Here is an 18,501-nt window from a genome sequence, read left to right as displayed (position 1 = left end):
AATTGTCAATACCATTTTTTGATTATTTAATTAATTGATAAGTGTCCCGCACGATCATCAATTCTTCATTGGTTGGAATCACGAAAACTTTAATGGGTGAAGCACTTTGACTAATTAAAGCAGTTTTGCCACGCACCTGATTGGCTTTCGGATCTAACAGCACTCCTAAATGTTGTAATTGTTGACAAACACCCGCACGCACTCCAGCATCATTTTCACCAATCCCCGCCGTAAAGACCAAAGCGTCTGGCTGTTCATTTAGTAAAGCTAAATAAGATCCTACATATTTAACAATCCGATTAATAAACATTTGTTGCGCCAATTGCGCTTGTTGATTACCTTGTGCAGCCGCTTCATCAATATCCCGTTTATCATTAGACAATCCGGAAACACCGAGCAAACCCGAATGATGATTTAAAATATCTAACACTTCCGAGATATCAGAAATCTGTTCTTTTTTCATCAAGTACTCTAAGATCGAGGGGTCAATATCACCACTTCTCGTCCCCATCATTACACCGGCTAAAGGCGTAAAGCCCATCGAAGTATCAATGGCTTGCCCATTTTCAATGGCCGTCACCGAAGCACCACTACCTAAATGCAACGTAATTAAATTGGTTTGCGCAACTGGTTTTTGTAATAATTGGGCGGCTTGCTCTAAGACATAGCGGTGACTAGTACCATGCGCACCATATTTTCGGATGTGATCTTGACGATAATATTTCATTTCTAAGGGATATAAATAATTGACGGGTGCTAGAGTTGTGTAAAATGATGTATCAAACACTGCCACTTGTGTAGCTTGCGGTAATAATTTGGCAAAAACTTGAATATAATAAGCCTCCGTCGCGTTATGTAGCGGCGCTAATTCGGCTAAATTAGCAATTTCTTGGGCAACATACGGGGTTATTTTAGTTGAACGCTTAAATTTTTCACCGCCTGACACAATCCGGTGCCCGACACCTTTAATATCTTCTAAGTGCTCCACAATCCCCAAGCTTTTGAGACGTGTTAAAATTAAGGTAGCAGCAATTTGTTGATTAGTAATCGCTTCTTGTTGTTTAAACTTGTGGCCCTGATATTCTGCTTCAAACACTGCATCAACTTTACCTAGACGATCGATCATTCCTTGTGCTACTTTTTTTTCACTCGGTAAATCATAAATCTGCCATTTCAAACTCGAACTACCTGCATTGACCGCCATTATTAACATAAAATCCAGCCTCCAATTTCTTAGTTGGCTTAATTATACTTCAAAGAAACCGGTTGCACAAAAGTTGTTAATAAAGCCTAGCTAGCGAACAAAATCGCAAACAGCCAGCTAAGAACGCTAAATTATGATTTTTTATCTTTAAGAAATACCGTTTTGGGAATTTGTGGCACACTCTCATTTATACGCATTTCCATTTATCTCAACAACTTCAGAAAACTTTAAAATAAATACAGTATATCGGTTTTCAGAACTTCAGAAAAAGTTTATAATAATTGTTAGAATTACATACAAAGAAAGGATTGGGTTTATGGCTCACATTGTAATTTTAGGAGCAGGCTATGCTGGCTTAGGTACCGCCAGAAAATTAGCAAAAATTGCTCCTGCAGACACACAAATTGATTTAATTGACCGTAACACTAAGCATGTTGAATCAATCGAACTTTATCAAGTTGCTGCGGGTACCGCCAACGCAGACAAAATCAGTTTTGATATTCGCGGAGTATTACCGGATAATGTTAACTTTATTCAAGCGAATGTTTCAAAAATTGATTATGAAAACAAAACGGTTGAATTTGCTGATCATGATGACTTAACTTACGATTATGTTGTTCTTGGTTTAGGTTTCCGTTCTGAAAACTTTGGTATGGAAGGTGCTGATCAATACTCTTACAAACTGCAAGATATTCCTTCCGCCGAAAAGATTTATGAAGTTATCAACTCTAACATTCGTAATTATAAGCAATCCCAAGACCCGAACGACTTAAATATCGTAGTTTGTGGTGCTGGTTTTACTGGTATCGAATTATTGGGTGAATTAATTGACACCGCTAAGATCTTAAAAGCTAAGTATGGTGTTCCCGAAATTAACATTACTAGTGTGGAAATGGCACCGCAAATTTTGCCAATGTTTGACTCTGAGTTGGCACAATATGCTGTTGATTTCTTAAGCAAGAACGGCATTAAAATCATGACCAGTGCGAAAATTAAGAAGATTGAGCCAAATGCTGTTGTTTATACAAAGGGCGACAGTGATGAAGAACAACGCATCTACGCTAATTCTATTATCTGGACAGTTGGTGTTAGTGGTAGTGATGTCATCAAAGACTCCGGCTTCAATGCTCGGCGCAACCGGATTACAGTTACCGACTATCTAAACATTGAAGATCATCCTGAAATTTATGTGGCTGGTGATGATTCTGCTTCCATGGATCCTAAATCCGAACGACCATTACCAACTACCGGCCAATTAGCTTTGGCACAAGCAATTGTTGCTGCAGAAAATATTGTTGCTGACATTCAAGATACTCCAAAGAAGAAGTTTGTTTACCAATCTAAAGGAACAATTGCTTCCTTAGGACCTTCTCATGGTATTGCTGAAATTACCAAACCACACTTGAAATTAAAGGGTGCTGTTGCTGCTATGGCTAAACGCTTCTCCTTTGAACAAGTTTTATATGAAGTTGGTGGCGTTAAGGGTCTCCAAAAGAAATAATTTATCAATCACAATCAGATTTAACAAAAAATTCTAGTTATTTTTCCAATGAGGAAAAGTAGCTAGAATTTTTTATTATAATTTTTTAAAATAGATTCAATAAAACAGTCAATGTTATGACGCTTAGCAACGTGCTCATTAATGTACAGCTCGAAACTAAATCTGGCTCCGTTTTAAATTGAATCGCATATAGTGTAGTATTGGCCGCACTCGGCATTGCCGACATTAACACAACAATCTGTGTCAAAAGCGTGGAAACGCCGACCCAACGACAAATCAATAGTGCCAGCACAGGGGATAAGACCAAGCGCACCAGCACTGCTACACTAATTGTTTTTAACGCTACTGTTTTTGTAGTTACGTCAGCCAATTGCATCCCCAAAATCAACATAATTAACGGAATGGCAATGTTGCCAATCATATTAACACTCTTCATTAAGTTAGCTGGTAATTGGATTTGATAAAAATGTAGTAGAATAGCTGGTAAAATCACGTAATTCATTGGCTGTTTCAAGACGGCCATACCAGCAGCTTTAAATCCAGCTAGGCCGCGTTCATGAGCCGAAGCAGCAATATAGACCCCCACAAAGCCCATCAAAATATTATGAAAAACCATAATCATCATCGCTAGACTAGTTCCTTTAGCTCCAAAAGCAAATAAAACCAAAGGTACCCCGTAATTACCACTATTGGGAAAAACCGTCGCTAACAAAAAGGCATTCACCTGACTCCGCGAAAATTTTAAAATGCGCCCGATTACTACGCCAACTACAATCAAACTCAACATAATTAATGTTGAAGTAATAATAATATTTAAAAAATTTTGATTGAGTGTCTGTTTATAAAAAGTTTGAAAAACCAAAAATGGCAGGAGCAAATAAATTGATAGCGTGGACAATGGTTTAACATCTAAGCGAAAAATTTTTTGAAAAAGATAGCCCGCTAAAAAAATTAATAATACTGGTAGCATTACTTGATTAAAAGCTGTCATTAACTTGATCCTTTCAGGACTTACTTGGTAATTTTTTCAATACTCGCGCTGGTGAACCAGCAAGGACGACGTTACTGCCAAACGATTTGGTCACTGTCGCGTTAGCGCCGACAATTACATTATCACCCAGGCTAACTCCCGGCAAAATTACCGCATTCCCACCGACCCAGACATTGTCGCCGAGCGTAATCGCCTGTCCTAAGCCAATGCCTGCACTGCGCTGAATAGGATCCTGCGGATGCGTGGCCGCATATAGTTGTACCTTCGGCGCCAATAAACAGTTATCACCGATCATCACGGGCGCAATATCTAGAATCGTACAATCATAATTACACAAAAAGTTATCACCAACGTGAATATTATAACCAAAATCACAGCGAAAATTTGGTTGAATGTACGGATTAGTCCCCACTGAGCCCAACAGTTGCCGAATCACCTGATCTTTTTGTTGCGTAGCTTGATCATCCAATTCATTTAACATTTTACATAAGCGCCGTGCCCTGGTTTCATCGGCCGCCAATTCTGGGTCAAAAATATAATACGGTTTTCCAGCTAAAAATTTTTCTTTTTCTGTCTGTGCCATCAAATAATCTCCTCAATCAAAAAACGAGCGGGTAAATCCAGGCCTCATAGCACCGCTAAGCTTGAATTTTCCATCTCGTTTTTATGGTTTTATTCAATTAATTTTATTTTAAAAATTTAGGATTAGCAGTAACATGAAAAGCATCTGCCAAATCATGCAATTGGGCATCAGTAATTTCTTGTTTAATTTGACCGCCCTGCGCACCAATTTGTGAGTAAATCGTAGCTGCTTTTTCAACCGTTTCAATTAAACCAAAAGCTTCATCTAATGTCGTACCCGTACCAAAAATCCCGTGGTGGGGCCACATAACTACCCGAAAGTCCTGCATCTTGGCAGCTGTGGCTTGCCCAATTTCATTCGTCCCTGGTGTCATGTAAGGAATGACTCCCACACCTTCAGGGAACACAACTAATGATTCTGCCTGCATCTTCCATAACAACAAAGAAATGCTCTTTTCATCCAATTCGTGCGTAAAAGACAACGCAATCAAATTCGTTGGATGACAGTGCATCACCACGCGGTGGTTAGGATCAACTTTCAACCGTTCAATATGTGACATTAAATGACTCGGAAATTCAGAAGTTGGGGCCGCACCATCTTCATAACCCCATAATAAATCAGCATGTTGCCCATCAGCAGTGATTTTAACCAAACCTAAATCAAGGTTAGGTTGATGAATAACATTCCGGAAATAACGCCCCGTAGCCGTTACCAAAAAGTAACTCCCTACTAACGCACTAGCATCAAAACCCAGGTCAATAGTCCGCTTAACTACAGCAACATCATCAAATGGCGCCACATCTTCAGCCGTCAAACGTAAGGACACATTACCACCATTACGCTCATCCCAGCCTTCTTGATAAGAGGCTTGTGTTATTTCACAAACTTTTTGTACATATTTAGAATCACCAAAACTTGTCATGCTTACAATTCTCCCTTATTAAGTCCATTAATATTTTTAAAAATGCCAAAATTTACGCTGAACCACGAATAAACAATCGAGTCATTGTGATGACTTAATTGTTTATTCCGAGTTAAAACTCAGTTATTGAGTATCATTCAGTTTTATCTTAGCGCTTAAATTGAACGTCTTTTTCATATTGCCGAATTTCTTTGAGCCAATCCATCCCGACTGGAACATTATTCCGCAAACAAAATTCATCCCAAACTGCACCAAATGGATAAGATTTTAATTCTTCAGTTTCTACTAAGCGTTGCGTAAAGTCATAGTGCAACTCGTCTTCTTTTAATTGAGCTAAAGGTGCCAACATTGCTTGTAATAAAGCCTTTTGGGTTGCCCGGGCACCAATGACCCAAGCAGAAACCCGATTAATCGTAGCATCAAAGAAGTCTAAACCAATATTCGTCTTATCTAATTCGTTATCCCGAACTAGCGAGCGAGTAATCCGTTGCAAAGCTTCATCAAAGATGACTACGTGGTCACTATCCCAACGAACTGGACGCGAAACATGTAACATCAAGCCGCGACCAAATGGCAAAAAGGCAGAAAACTTGTCGGAAACATCTTCAGTTGGATGCCAGTGACCTGCATCAATCGTCCATAATTTGTTACGAGTAATCGCATAGTTGTTGTAGAACAAATGAGAACCTACCGTGTAAGACTCAATACCTGTACCAAATAATTTACCTTCAAAGGATTCAATCGTATTCTTTTCATCATATTTGTCTTTAATAATTTCGTCTAAGGACTCAATCATCCGCAAACGCGGTGTCGCTTTATCAATTGGATTATCTTTAAAACCATCAGGCATCCAGAAATTATTAATTGATTGTTGACCCAATTCTTGACCAAAGTAATTTGAAATTTTCCGTGATTGTTTCCCTACTTGAATCCAAAAATCACGAATATCTTTTTCTGGACTAGCTAAGGTAAAATTATTTTTGACTTTGGGATGAGAGAAGAAAGTAGGGTTCATATCCAAACCAATTTTTTCTTCCTTAGCCCAATCAACCCAATACTTAAAGTCTTCTGGACCAATTTCATCAAAGTCTTTTTTGCGATCTGTGACCGCATATAAAGTATGCAGCTGCACTTTATGATGACCAGGAATTAATGATAATGCTTCATGTAAATCACCCGTTAATTCATCAGGCGTTGTAGCAATCCCCGGATAATCACCGCTGACGCCAATGCCACCGGTTAATTCTTGTTCCGGATTCACAAAGCCATGAATGTCGTCACCTTGCCAACAATGCACAGATAATTTAACTTTTTTCAATTGTTCCATGGCAGCTTCTGTATCTACGCCAATTTCAGCATACCGTTCCTTGGCGGTTTGATAAGCATTTTCAACAGTTTCAGATTTAGTCATAATCACACATCTCCTTAAAAATTTAATTCAAATGAAAAACCTCATGTAAGTCAGTCGTCACTGGACTTTGATCCGGATTCGTATCCATAATCGGTTCCATATATGCCCACCACTTTTTGCAGGCATCAGACTCGGAAATCTGATTATATTTATCAAGGTCATCAACTTCTAAATAAGCAAACAAATTGCCCGTGGCTTTATCCAGAAAAATTGAGTAATTATGCGCACCAGCAGCTTTCAAAGCTTGGCGCATTTCCGGAAACAAATTATTGTGTCTCTTTTCATACTCAGCATATTGATCTGGATAAACATGCATTAATTGTCCCAAACGGACTGTCACTTTTGGTCACTTCCTTTTTATCTAAATTTGCTACGCCAAGTTTTTAAATGTTCTTGCATATCTTGTTGCGGTTGATATTGCTTTAAATCAAAGGAATCAGCTATGATCCGCCGTGCCAAATAAACATTTAAAATATCACCTTGCGCAATCATCTGCACAATCAAATTGCCAATGGCCGTGGCTTCAGTGGGGCCAGCAAACACATTCACACCAGCAATATTAGCTGTTAACTGGTTCATTAAAGCTACATTGGCACCACCACCAACAATATTCAACGTGTCAATTTGATAACCTAAAATTTGGCCCAAAATATCTAATTCATTAGCGTAATACAGTGACAAATTCGAATAAGCAGCCATCGCAATTTCACCAGGAGTTTGCGGGACTTTTTGGTGCGTTTCACGACAGTAAGCTTGAATTTCTGGAATCATCGCTGGTGGATTTTGAAAGCGCTGATCATTGACATCAATATATTGTTGAAATGGCGTTTCTTGTTGTGCTAACTGAGCTAATTGCGCAAAACTATATTGATCATGTAATTCTTTTTTAATATTTTGCACAATCCACAAGCCCATAATATTTTTCAAAAACCGATACGTGCCATACGCACCCCATTCATTGGTGTAGTTGTGTTTAAATGCTAACTGGCCGTTCTCTGGAACATTTAATTCGGCTCCAATCAAAGACCAGGTTCCTGAGCTCAAGTAAGCCCAACGTTGCCCGAGTCCGGGAGTTCCTACGACGGCCGAGGCCGTATCATGAGTCGCTACCGTAATTACTTGAGCTCGGGGTAAATCGTAATCGGGGAATTTATCCGTTTGTAATTCACCCAGCATGGTCCCAGGGTCAACTAACTTAGGAAATTGATCGGCACTGACATTAACCTTTTGCAACAAATGTTCATCAAACAAACCTTCGCGTAAACTTAACATTTGCGTCGTGGATGCATTAGTAACTTCCGTTACTGCTTGGCCCGTTAGCACATAACCCAAGTAATCGGGAATCATTAAAATTTTGTCGGTGTGTGCTAATAAATCTTTGTCTTCTTCAAACAATTGGTATAACGTGTTAAAGTCTAAAAATTGAATCCCGGTTTTCTGATAAATATATTCTTTGGATAAATCAGAGGTTAAATCGTGAATCGCATTTTTAGTCCGCGCATCCCGATAAGAAACCGGATCTTTCAAACGTTGACCATCTGAACCGACCAAAACGTAATCAACAGCCCACGTATCAATTCCCACTGTTACTTCCGCATAACCAGCTTGTTTGACTTTTTGCAGTCCCAGTAAAATTTCTTGAATAATATGATCAATGTCCCAACAATCAGCACCATTTTTGGAGGTAAATCCATTGGTAAAACGGTGCATTTCTTTCAATTGCAATTGGCCATCAATTAATTGACCCAGCATCAAACGCCCACTGGAAGCGCCAATATCAATTGCTACATAAGTTTTACTCACTAACTGCACCTTCTATTCTTCTTTGGTACCATAACGTTCCAAAGTGATTTCATCTAAAGATTTACCTTGAGTTTGTGGCGTCCAAATAACACCAATAATCAAAGATACTAACAGCAAAATAATCATGACCGTCCCAGCAACCTTAAAACCAAGATCTGCTAAAATCATTGGGAAAATGATCGACCAAATCCCAGAGCTACCACGGACAATAAAGAACATAAACCCTTGGGAGCCAGCACGATACTTTGTAGGAAACAGCTCCACTGCCCATAAAGCATACCAAGCTTGGGCACCAATTCCGGCAGATAGTCCCCAAATAATTACAAAAGCAATTAAAGCGGCCCAGCCGAAGCCAATATAAGTTAAAATTACCCAAGAAATAACAGCCATTAAAGCCCCTACAAAGAAGAAGCCCCGGGGATTAAGCCGATCGCCAAATAAGGCAAAACCGAAGTAACCAGATAAAGCGGTACATAACCACAAAACTGCTTGTAAAATATTTGCCTGCAAGGTATTTAAGCCACCGACAGTTTCATATACAAATGGCATAAAGAAGCCCATCGCCCCCGCAACTAAATTCCAGAGAGCATAAACACCGCATAAGAAGAGAATACTTTTAATGGAAACCATATTCGAAAATAATTCTTTATATGGATGCGGCTTAATTCCTGATTGCCGTTCTTTTTCCTTTTGTTGCAACCAATCCTGAGATTCCGGTAAGTTTCTTTGCAATAACCACGCAATAAATGCCACAATTGTTAAAAAGACAAATAATAAGCGGTTACCTAATAAACCAAGTGGTGCAAATAATGATGCTGCCACAAAAACTAACGTCGGTCCCATGGACCAGGAAAATTGGGAAATTCCAATATCATGGGCCCGATTTTTTCCATCAGATGTTTCACCAATATACGTCCAAGAAGCAGGAACCCCCGCACCTACAGCCATACCTGTCACTAAAAAACCAATTAGTAACATCGGAAAATTAATAGAAAACACAATTAAAAGTGTTCCGACCATGTAGACCAACATATCATAGGTATAAATCATTTTGCGGCCGTATTTATCAGACAAATGCCCGCCAATGATGGCTCCCAATGCCGAACCAAAAGCATTAGCACTCAATGCCCCTAATAAACCGACGGCAAAGCTACTCAAACCAAAGTGCTTTTGCCACATTGTTAAACCTGCACCGCCCGCAACGATTGAGCCTGAGTCTAAAAAATTGGTTAAGGATACTGCCCACGTTGAAGCGTGCGAACTTTTAGCCATAACTTCAGATCTCCATTCATAATTCTTAATCGTAAACGTTTACTGTATAGATTGTAAGCGTAATCGCTAGACTAGCGCAATGGCATAATTCTTGATAATCAGTATCATATTAATACATTTTTTAATTTAATGATTTTAGATTCTGGAAATCAACCAGGGGCACAGTTCGTAATTTTTATCTATAAAAGCACTTTTTAGATTATTTTTTTGTAAAAATAAAATATTTAAACCATTCATCGCAAAACTTTATGAATAAAATCACAAGTTTTTATTGAAATCGTTTTTTGATAGTGACATAATCATTGTTGAAAAGGGTGAATTTCAAGAAAGGGGTTTTATTAATGAAAATTACTGCCGCTGTTGTCAAAGAACAAGGAGCACCATTTACCTTAGAAGATGACATTGAACTGCACGAAGTTGGTCCGACTGATCTCCAAATTCACATGGTGGCCAGCGGGATTTGCCATTCTGATGAAGCGATTCGCAAAGGCGATGCTTCGGTAGGCTATCCAGCAATTTTAGGTCATGAAGGGGCCGGTATCGTTGAAAAAATTGGTTCCGAAGTGAAAAACTTTCAAGTCGGTGATCATGTTATTTTATCTTTTTACGCTGATGGAACCTGCGATAATTGTTTAAAAGGGGTGCCCACACAGTGTCGTAATTATGGTGATTACAATTTGTCTGGGGTCCGGGCCGATGGTGAAGATCAATTTACTCAGAACGGTCAGCACATCTCTAATATGTTTAATCAATCCTCGTTTACAACGACTACCGTTGTTGACCAACGTAATGCTGTCAAAGTTGATAAAAGTTTAGATTTACGGAAATTAGGACCATTAGGTTGTGGTTATGTAACTGGTTCCGGTACTGTCTTTAATACTTTGCAACCGAAACCTGGTGATACGATCGCTGTCTTTGGTACTGGTGCCGTCGGTCTAGCTGCTATGATGGCCGGACGCATTTCTGGTTGTATTAAAGTTATTGCCGTGGACGTAGTTCCTCAAAGATTGGCCTTAGCCAAAGAATTAGGAGCTACAGATACGATTAATAGTAATGATGAGGATGCCGTGGCTAAAATTCAACAATTAACTAATGGCTATGGCGTTGATTGGACGGTTGACACTACTGGTATTCCTGCAGTAATCAAAAACAGCGTTTTAGCATTAGCTCAAGGCGGAACGTGTGCTGCGATCGCCGTGACACCAAAATTATTAGAAATTTCTACTTGGAATGATCTCTGCGTTGATGATCGCAAAGTCGTTGGTGTCAACATGGGCGATTCCATTCCTCAAGTTGATATTACCCGCTTGATTGAATTTTATAAGTTAGGTTGGTTTGACTTTGATAAAACTGAAAAGTTCTATGATTTCAAGGATATTAATCAAGCCAATGCCGATTCTGTTTCGGGGAAAACGATTAAACCGGTTTTGATTATTGATCCCGACTACCAACCAGATAAATAATCGTCGTTACTCGACAGTAACTTGGGAATTTAAGAGTATTATAAAAGGAAATGTTTGGCTCAATCTTAATCATTGACCAACATTTCCTTTTTGTTCCGTTATTGATTGCTAATCAGCTTGCGAAAGGATTTTATTATGAACGCACAAGTTATCCAAATGCTCCAACAAAAAACCAGTTTAGAACAACAACAAGAAGCAACTCATCATTTTATTGCCGATTTACCACAAAGTGCAGTCGCTACTTCTGTCGATCATCAAGCACTCCTCACTTTAACTAACGATTACTTTTTTAAGTACCATTCTGTCTATATCAGTAAACATAACCGCTTTGCCCCCTACCCTAAACACACGCATAAATTTTTAGAATTAAATTATATGTTAACTGGCAGTTGCTCTGAAGTCGTCGATGGGCAACTAGTCAAATTACATGAAGGTGATATTCTAATGATGAATGTTGGTTGCAGCCACTCTATCAAAGCACTCGGGACCAACGATTTACTCATCAATGTTTTGTTTCGCGACAGTAGTATTACTTTCAATCTATTAAACAGTATTCACAAAAATAATAGTATTACTTATAGTTTTTTATCTGATATTTCTCTTGGCAAGCATCCTACCCGCAATTATATTTTATTTCCGCAAAACCAAGACATCAAAGAAACCATGGACGAAATTATTGAAGAATATTTTCTTGAAAAATCGTACTCGAGTCGGATCATTGAATCTTATTTAGATATTCTTTTAGCCAAAATCCTCCGTCACCATCCTTTGCCGACAGTAAAAACCACCAATCGCCAACAAGATTTAATCATTCAATGCTTAAACGAAATTGATCAAAACTATGCCACCATTACTTTGGAACAGCTAGCTAATAAATATGGCTATAACAAAGATTACCTGGGTAATTTAATTAAAAAACACACGCATAATACTTTTTCCCAACTAAAAACCAAACAACGGCTCATTCAAGCTAACAGCCTATTACAATCCAGTACTTTACCGATTAATAAGATTATCACTAAAGTCGGGATTAAAAACAAAAACTTTTTTTATCAAAAATACCATGAATTTTACGGCATGTCGCCCGCCCAAAAACGCGCTGACTTTCAAAAGCGCCATCAAGCTTTATAATGCCTATGCAATTGTTAATTGGATTTTAGCTTGTATTATTTGCTGGGCAATATCTGCTGACGGACGTTGATCACAAATGATTTCTGCTATGTTCGTTTGCTGAAAAGAGGACATCAAAATATAATCATGACGTCCAAACTTTGAATGATCCACTAACAACACAACTTTCCGTGCGGTTTGCAACAACATCTGTTTCAAAGCATTTTGTTCTTCATTCGCCATATAAATCCCATGTTCATCTAACGAATTACACGACATAAAAGCAATATCTGGACGGTAATTTTGATCTAAATCACGTAACGCCCGATAACCTAAAATTGAATTTGATTGGTAAGGGACTTCCCCACCTAAGATAGACAGCTTAATATTTTGCAATTGATTAACTTCAGTGGCAATGTGCAAGTTATTCGTAATAATATGCAGTTGGCGTTTGCCAGCAAAATACTTCGGCAAAAAAGCTAAGGTCGAGGAACCGTCCAAGAAAATTGCTTGATTATTGTGAATCCGTTTTGCAGCTAAGGAGCACAGCTTTTTTTTCGCAGCTTCATTCTCACTACGCCTAATAGCATAGGTCATTTCCACATTGGAGTTTTTGAGCAAACTGACATAACCCTGGTCACGTTTGACGGTATTTGTGAGCTCTAAGCCAATGAGATCACGTCGTAAAGTCGAAGTGCTGATGCCCAGCTTTTGTTGTAAAATACTAGTCTTTACTTTTTTGTGATTCGATAAAATCTCAATAATACTTTGAAGTCGTTCTGCTTGTGTCATCTGACAATTCAATTCTTTCAGGTTACTTTTTAATTATTATACAATAATTATTTTAAAAAAATCAGTGAACATTTATGAACATTAACCGTTTTACCAAGCAAAGATTATCTTGTTAAAGCCTTTACTTTAAACTAAAATAAAACTGTAGTCTAATATCAGATGTTTATATTTGTTCATTGAGATGAACGGACGCAGGTGATAATAATGACAGAATACGCCGACCTTTTTAGTAATCAACTGATTTTTTTAAATTCTGAAATATCTGACTTTGCTGCGCTATGCCATCACATTTCACAGAAGTTATTAAAATTAGATTTGGTTACTACTAACTATGAACAAGCCTTGTGGCAACGTGAACAAAAGTTTTCCACCGGCATTAAGACCCCTTATATTACTATTTCTTTACCTCATACTAAACCACAGCACATTAACCATTCGTTTATTACTTTAGTGCGTACGAACAATCCTATTTTAATGCAACAAATGGATCAACAGTTTATCATCCCCGTCCAAAACTTTTTCTTTTTAGGAATTTCGGACAAAACGCCTTCTTTACATAGCCAATTATTAAAGCGCTTTCTGCAACTGTCTAATAGTCCTGATTTTGTGAACGACTTTCTTTATATTAATAACATTAATGATTTATATGATTACTTACTCAACACTTTTTAACTAATGGACAATAATAAGTAGGCCTAGCGGTTCATTTCTCGATATTCTTGCGGGGAATGGCCTTCTTTTTTCTTGAAAAGTTTATAAAAATAACTAGTACTTTGATAGCCAACCTCGCGCGCTATTTCCTCAATTGTGGCCTCCGTTTTTAACAGGCGTTCTTTCGCTTGCTCCAGTTTAGTAGTAACAATCAATTCTGATATATTCCAGCCCGTATGTTGCTTAACATATCTTGATAAATAACTCGCACTAAAATTAAACTGTCGGGCCAATTGCTGAACATTAACCGTGGCATAATTTTGCTCGATATAATTAATGATTTGCATACTGCGATGATCAATTCCCTTAAATGAATAATGAATTTCCTGGGAAATATCGGCTAATAACAATAGAAAATAGCCATATAATTTATACGTATTTTGAAAATTGCTTTGACAATATTCTTGAATAATTTGATTTAAAAAATCCCAAATTTCTAGTTGATGAAAGGTCGGAAAATATAAATATTTTTTGGTTCCGCTTCCTTGCAAAAATTGACTTAAAGGATTAACATCCTGCAAAAATTGTTTAAAAAGCCCCTGCTGAAACAGTGATTGATTGACCCCAATATTAATAACCAATGCATTAGAATCAACAACTTCCAACGCATGTTGACTATGCAAATTCATGATTAAGAGACTATTAGCTAATAAATAAATTCGATCATCTAAAGTTTGATTGATCACTCTCCCATCATTTACAAACACAAATTCATAAAAATTATGTTGATGGAGTGGCGCCGGTTCGTACATTCGGTGGGCGACGATAAAAATATTTTTATCATTAGAGAATAATTGTTCTGAGCGTATTTGACCATCTAAAAAAACTTGCTTATCTACATTCAAGAGAAGCGGTAACTGATTTTTTTGAAAATCCACTGTCATAAGGGTTCCTCCTCAAAGTCACAAAAAAGCAGACATTCATCATAATTGAACATTGTAACCGTTTGCTAAAACGACAAAAATTAAGACTGTAGCTTATGACAGTTTAGTTAGAGCTTCTATGAAAAAATTTTGGGCCAAAATTTTGTTTTTCTATTCGTATCAAGCATACACCCTTTTCAAATTTTATCTCAAGAATAATTTTTAACTGGAGGAACTCTGTATGAATAAAACCAAAATTAAAGTTGGGATTTTAAGTACTACCTCATTATCCATGAGTGCTTTAGCCATTTCTAGTGCTTTAAATTCTATTATTAAAGCTTTTCCCAATGATTCTATTGCCAAGATTCAAATGATTGCCACCATCCCTAATTTAAGCGCTTTGATATCCACTTTGGTGGTTGGGACTTTAGCCACGCATTTTTCTAAAAAAAGCTTAACGCTAGTAGGCACCCTGGTTTTAGCCTTGGGCGGATTAATGCCATTGGTTTTCCACAATAGTGTCAACGAACTATTAATCTGCGCTTTACTATTAGGAATTGGCATTGGCTTCATTAATACATTAGCACCGATGTTGATTTCTTTGTTTTTTGCAGACGAAGAGCGCGCTAGCGTTATGGGGCAATCTACAGCCATTAATAGCTTTGGCTCGATTATTTTAATGATGGGCGGAAGCTTTTTAGGGGCTAAAAATTGGGTTAACACTTATTTAATTTTCTTATTAACCATCCCTGTTATTTTATTAGTTATTTTCTTTTTGCCTCAAGATAGTACTCAAAAAGCTGCAGCTACCAAAAGTGATACGTCACAAGATCATCATACTTGGCAGATTGTCAAAAGTTTAAGCGGCTATGTTTTTGCCTTAGCCACACTAACTTTTTTACTAGCGCTCATTTATAATATTTTTCCCACCAATCTATCGATCATCATTAACACCAAACATCTTGGCGGTACCAGCTTAACCGGCATCATCAATTCGCTAGGAACATTGGGCGGCGTTTTAACTGGTTTTAGTATGAAGTACTTGAATAAGTTATTTAAGAACCAAACGTTAACTGCCGGCTTCGTTGCCTTAGCGCTAACCTTCTTCTTTATTTACTTCTTCAAGAATATAGTTTTAATTATTATTGGTGCCTTGTTATCAGGTTTTGCCATGTCAATGATTATGTCTACCGTTCCCTTTTTAATTTCTTTAGTTTCCAAACCGGCTCAAGTAGCGATGGCCATGGCTATTTTTCAATTTGCCAATTCCTTAGGTGGAACTATTGCGCCACTAGTTTTAAAACTAATTCACATTAATGCCGGCGTTGATTCCTTTCTGTTTGGCGGAATTTGTAGCATTGTCGTTGCAGTTATTTGTTTAGTATCGCAAATTGGTCGCAAAGCAATGAATTTTCCCAACCGAAATGCTAATGTCGAAGCAGATTAATATCTTTGAGAAAGAAGTGTTGTCATTGAAGCAAGAAAAAAGCACCCAAACTAATTGGCAAGGACGCTGGATTAGCGCCAACAACTGTTGGGTTTCAGAAGAACCAGAATTTACACTGGCAGAAATGTTCTCTGGTCAAACTAAACCACAAAAACCAGTTGCCGAACGGTTGCATCCTGTAGTTTATTTTAAAAAAAGTTTTTTCATCGATAAACGAGTTAAAACAGCCCGCCTGAACATGACTGCCCAAGGAATTTATAAAGCATTGATCAATGGTCGCCCAGTAACTCAAGCTCGTTTTACTCCGGATTACACCAATTACAATGAATTTTTGCAATATCAAACTTATGATGTGACTGATCAGATAATTTCTGGACAAAATCACTTTTGCATCATGGTTGCTGATGGTTGGTACGCTGGACGCATCAGTGTTCAAGGTGGCAGTAATCAATTTGGTAATCAATTAGCATTATTGGCAGAACTAACGCTTGAATATCTCGATGGCACCCAAGAAGTCCTTGGCACAGATGATAGTTTCACTGCCGGTTCCGGTAAACATGTCTATGCTGACATTGATATCGGAGAAAAACAAGATTTAAGACAGACGGATGCTTGGCTAACGGACAATTTAAATCTACCTCTTACGACCTTTATCATTGATGCTGATTATTCGCGTTTACAACCACAACAAGGTCCGCTAGTCTATGCACAAAAGCCCTTAGCTTGTCAAAAAGTTTGGTCAGAAAATGACGACTTAATCTGCGATTTTGGTCAAGTAATTACTGGTGTCGTCCGTTTAACAGCCACTATTCCCAAAAATCAGGCAGTTACACTTCAACACTCCGAAACTTTAGATGAAAACGGCCAATTCTTAATTAATATTATTGGACGTAATAAAGACCAAACCGATATTTTTATTGGTAATGGTATTACGCAAACCATGCAGCCCGACTTTACTTTTCATGGTTTTCGCTATGTCAAAATTTCTGGTCTCCAACAAAGTAATCTCCAACAGATTCAAGCTATTCCACTATATTCCAATATGCCAGAAACCGGCACTATTACCACTGATAACCAACAAATCAACCAATTGTTATCCAATATCAAATGGAGTCAGCAAAGCAATATGCTTTCCATTCCCACTGACTGTCCTCAACGTGAACGGGTTGGCTGGACGGGTGATATGCAAGTTTTTGCGCCTGCTGCCACATTTTACATGAATACCAATCAGTTTATCGAACGCTGGCTTAAAAATGTTCGCATTGACCAACGTCCCAACGGTGAAATCTTAGATTACTCACCTTCACCCAAAGATGCCCAAAAGAGCGTAGAATTTACCGGTTCTTATTCTTCGGCCGGTTGGGGTGATGCTATTATTTTAGTTCCTTGGACCTTATATCAAAGATATAACAACAAACAAGTCTTACAAGATAATTATCAAGCCATGGTTAAGTGGTTTGAATTTTCTAAAAACAGTGCCGCCGGCGACAAGACTGATGATCACCAATATCTGTGGGACACGAAATTTCATTACGGCGATTGGATGTTTCCCAGTTTCATGCTCCAAGATCCTGATCCCATGAAAACGGCGCAAGCCACTAAAAATACTGTGGCCACAGCTTTTCTAGCCCATTCCGCAGATCTGTTGGCCCAAATTAGTACTGTTTTACAGCAAGATGGCGCTCGTTTCAAAGCTTACTCTCAAAAAGTTAAGGCTGCTTTTACCAAATATTTGGTAACTGACAACCACCAACTCAAAGAAGATTATCAAGGCTGTTATGTTTTAGCACTCGCTTTCGACATGGTTCCCCAAAAAATGCGTCCAACTTTAATTAACCGCCTAGTTGAATTGATTCATCACAATCATGATCGCTTAGATACTGGCTTTTTAGCCACACCCTATTTATTAGATGTTTTAAGTGATAATGGTCAAGCACCATTAGCTGCTAAACTATTCTTGCAAGAGCAATGCCCTTCTTGGTTATATGAAGTTCAACATGGTGCCACCACGATTTGGGAATCTTGGGCGGGCATTCAACCAGACGGTAAAGTGGGCCAATTGTCCTTTAATCATTACGCTATGGGCTGTGTTTTGGATTGGTTTGTCCGCAAAGTTGCCGGCTTGCAAACATTGAAACCAGGATTTCAAACTTTTCAAATTCATCCATTAGTTCACGTTTGTGACAAAATTCAACTCCAATATGCCTCTCAAAGTGGCTTAATTAAACTAGATTTAACTACACAAGATCAGACCACCGTCTTAAAACTCAGTGTTCCCCAAGACACTTGTGCGCTAGTTTGCTTGCCTTATATCAATCCAACACAAAAAAGACAGCTACTGCAAAACTATCCTGATGGCGCTCTTAATAAACAACAACATTGTTTACAACTTAAAGTTACTGCTGGTGAATATTTTTATCATTATTAA

The 18,501-nt window shown here is 38.1% G+C and carries 16 protein-coding genes; 6 read left to right on the top strand and 10 right to left on the bottom strand.

Going from position 1 to position 18,501, the window contains the following annotated elements:
- Positions 1-22 precede the first annotated feature (22 nt).
- On the bottom strand, positions 23-1,213 hold the full coding sequence (locus AC3B6D_RS00220; RefSeq protein WP_489756911.1) for an acetate/propionate family kinase: 1,191 nt from the start codon (positions 1,211-1,213) through the stop codon (positions 23-25).
- A 307-nt stretch (positions 1,214-1,520) separates the two neighbouring features.
- Here AC3B6D_RS00220 and AC3B6D_RS00215 point away from each other — a divergent pair, with 307 nt between their 5' ends.
- Complete coding sequence (locus AC3B6D_RS00215; protein WP_489756910.1) at positions 1,521-2,705, top strand: NAD(P)/FAD-dependent oxidoreductase; 1,185 nt, start codon at positions 1,521-1,523, stop codon at positions 2,703-2,705.
- An 85-nt stretch (positions 2,706-2,790) separates the two neighbouring features.
- Here AC3B6D_RS00215 and AC3B6D_RS00210 read toward each other — a convergent pair whose 3' ends face one another.
- The 7 genes from AC3B6D_RS00210 to AC3B6D_RS00180 form a co-directional block, all read right to left on the bottom strand.
- The gene (locus AC3B6D_RS00210) at positions 2,791-3,696 is read right to left on the bottom strand and encodes an AEC family transporter (protein ID WP_489756907.1); all 906 of its coding nucleotides are present in this window, start codon (positions 3,694-3,696) and stop codon (positions 2,791-2,793) included.
- A gap of 13 nt (positions 3,697-3,709) precedes the next feature.
- Positions 3,710-4,279, bottom strand: a complete 570-nt coding sequence (locus AC3B6D_RS00205) for a sugar O-acetyltransferase (RefSeq protein ID WP_489774648.1) — start codon at positions 4,277-4,279, stop codon at positions 3,710-3,712.
- A gap of 103 nt (positions 4,280-4,382) precedes the next feature.
- The gene (gene rhaD, locus AC3B6D_RS00200) at positions 4,383-5,201 is read right to left on the bottom strand and encodes a rhamnulose-1-phosphate aldolase (protein ID WP_489756905.1); all 819 of its coding nucleotides are present in this window, start codon (positions 5,199-5,201) and stop codon (positions 4,383-4,385) included.
- A gap of 148 nt (positions 5,202-5,349) precedes the next feature.
- Positions 5,350-6,612, bottom strand: a complete 1,263-nt coding sequence (locus AC3B6D_RS00195) for an L-rhamnose isomerase (protein WP_489756904.1) — start codon at positions 6,610-6,612, stop codon at positions 5,350-5,352.
- A 22-nt stretch (positions 6,613-6,634) separates the two neighbouring features.
- On the bottom strand, positions 6,635-6,952 hold the full coding sequence (gene rhaM, locus AC3B6D_RS00190) for an L-rhamnose mutarotase (RefSeq protein ID WP_489756903.1): 318 nt from the start codon (positions 6,950-6,952) through the stop codon (positions 6,635-6,637).
- A 17-nt stretch (positions 6,953-6,969) separates the two neighbouring features.
- A complete protein-coding gene (gene rhaB / locus AC3B6D_RS00185) occupies positions 6,970-8,415 on the bottom strand; it encodes a rhamnulokinase (RefSeq protein WP_489774647.1) in 1,446 nt (481 codons plus the stop codon).
- A gap of 12 nt (positions 8,416-8,427) precedes the next feature.
- A complete protein-coding gene (locus tag AC3B6D_RS00180; RefSeq protein WP_489756901.1) occupies positions 8,428-9,687 on the bottom strand; it encodes an MFS transporter in 1,260 nt (419 codons plus the stop codon).
- A 341-nt stretch (positions 9,688-10,028) separates the two neighbouring features.
- Here AC3B6D_RS00180 and AC3B6D_RS00175 point away from each other — a divergent pair, with 341 nt between their 5' ends.
- Together AC3B6D_RS00175 and AC3B6D_RS00170 are read left to right on the top strand one after the other, a co-directional pair.
- Positions 10,029-11,150, top strand: coding sequence for an NAD(P)-dependent alcohol dehydrogenase (locus AC3B6D_RS00175; RefSeq protein WP_489756900.1), 1,122 nt, complete (start codon positions 10,029-10,031; stop codon positions 11,148-11,150).
- A 135-nt stretch (positions 11,151-11,285) separates the two neighbouring features.
- A complete protein-coding gene (locus AC3B6D_RS00170) occupies positions 11,286-12,281 on the top strand; it encodes a helix-turn-helix domain-containing protein (protein ID WP_489756899.1) in 996 nt (331 codons plus the stop codon).
- A gap of 3 nt (positions 12,282-12,284) precedes the next feature.
- On the opposite strand, the gene AC3B6D_RS00165 is transcribed toward AC3B6D_RS00170, so the two are convergent.
- Complete coding sequence (locus AC3B6D_RS00165) at positions 12,285-13,052, bottom strand: DeoR/GlpR family DNA-binding transcription regulator (protein WP_489774646.1); 768 nt, start codon at positions 13,050-13,052, stop codon at positions 12,285-12,287.
- Between the two features lie 204 nt (positions 13,053-13,256).
- Between AC3B6D_RS00165 and AC3B6D_RS00160 the strand changes: the two genes are divergently transcribed.
- Positions 13,257-13,724: a PTS sugar transporter subunit IIA gene (locus AC3B6D_RS00160; RefSeq protein WP_489774645.1), complete on the top strand. Its 468-nt coding sequence runs from the start codon at positions 13,257-13,259 to the stop codon at positions 13,722-13,724.
- Between the two features lie 23 nt (positions 13,725-13,747).
- Here the strand turns inward: AC3B6D_RS00160 and AC3B6D_RS00155 are convergent, their stop codons facing one another.
- Entirely contained in the window at positions 13,748-14,647 is a 900-nt protein-coding gene (locus tag AC3B6D_RS00155) for an AraC family transcriptional regulator (RefSeq protein ID WP_489756896.1), read from the bottom strand.
- 220 nt (positions 14,648-14,867) lie between these two features.
- On the opposite strand from AC3B6D_RS00155, the gene AC3B6D_RS00150 reads away from it, so the two are divergent.
- Together AC3B6D_RS00150 and AC3B6D_RS00145 are read left to right on the top strand one after the other, a co-directional pair.
- Positions 14,868-16,073 (top strand): MFS transporter, encoded by a 1,206-nt coding sequence (locus AC3B6D_RS00150; protein ID WP_489774644.1) that lies wholly within the window; start codon positions 14,868-14,870, stop codon positions 16,071-16,073.
- A 16-nt stretch (positions 16,074-16,089) separates the two neighbouring features.
- A complete protein-coding gene (locus tag AC3B6D_RS00145) occupies positions 16,090-18,501 on the top strand; it encodes a family 78 glycoside hydrolase catalytic domain (protein WP_489774991.1) in 2,412 nt (803 codons plus the stop codon).

It is taken from the genome of Bombilactobacillus sp. ESL1097 (assembly GCF_058107205.1).
The sequence above is the reverse complement of the archived record's forward strand: the minus strand, read 5'-3'. Positions and strand labels throughout refer to the sequence as shown.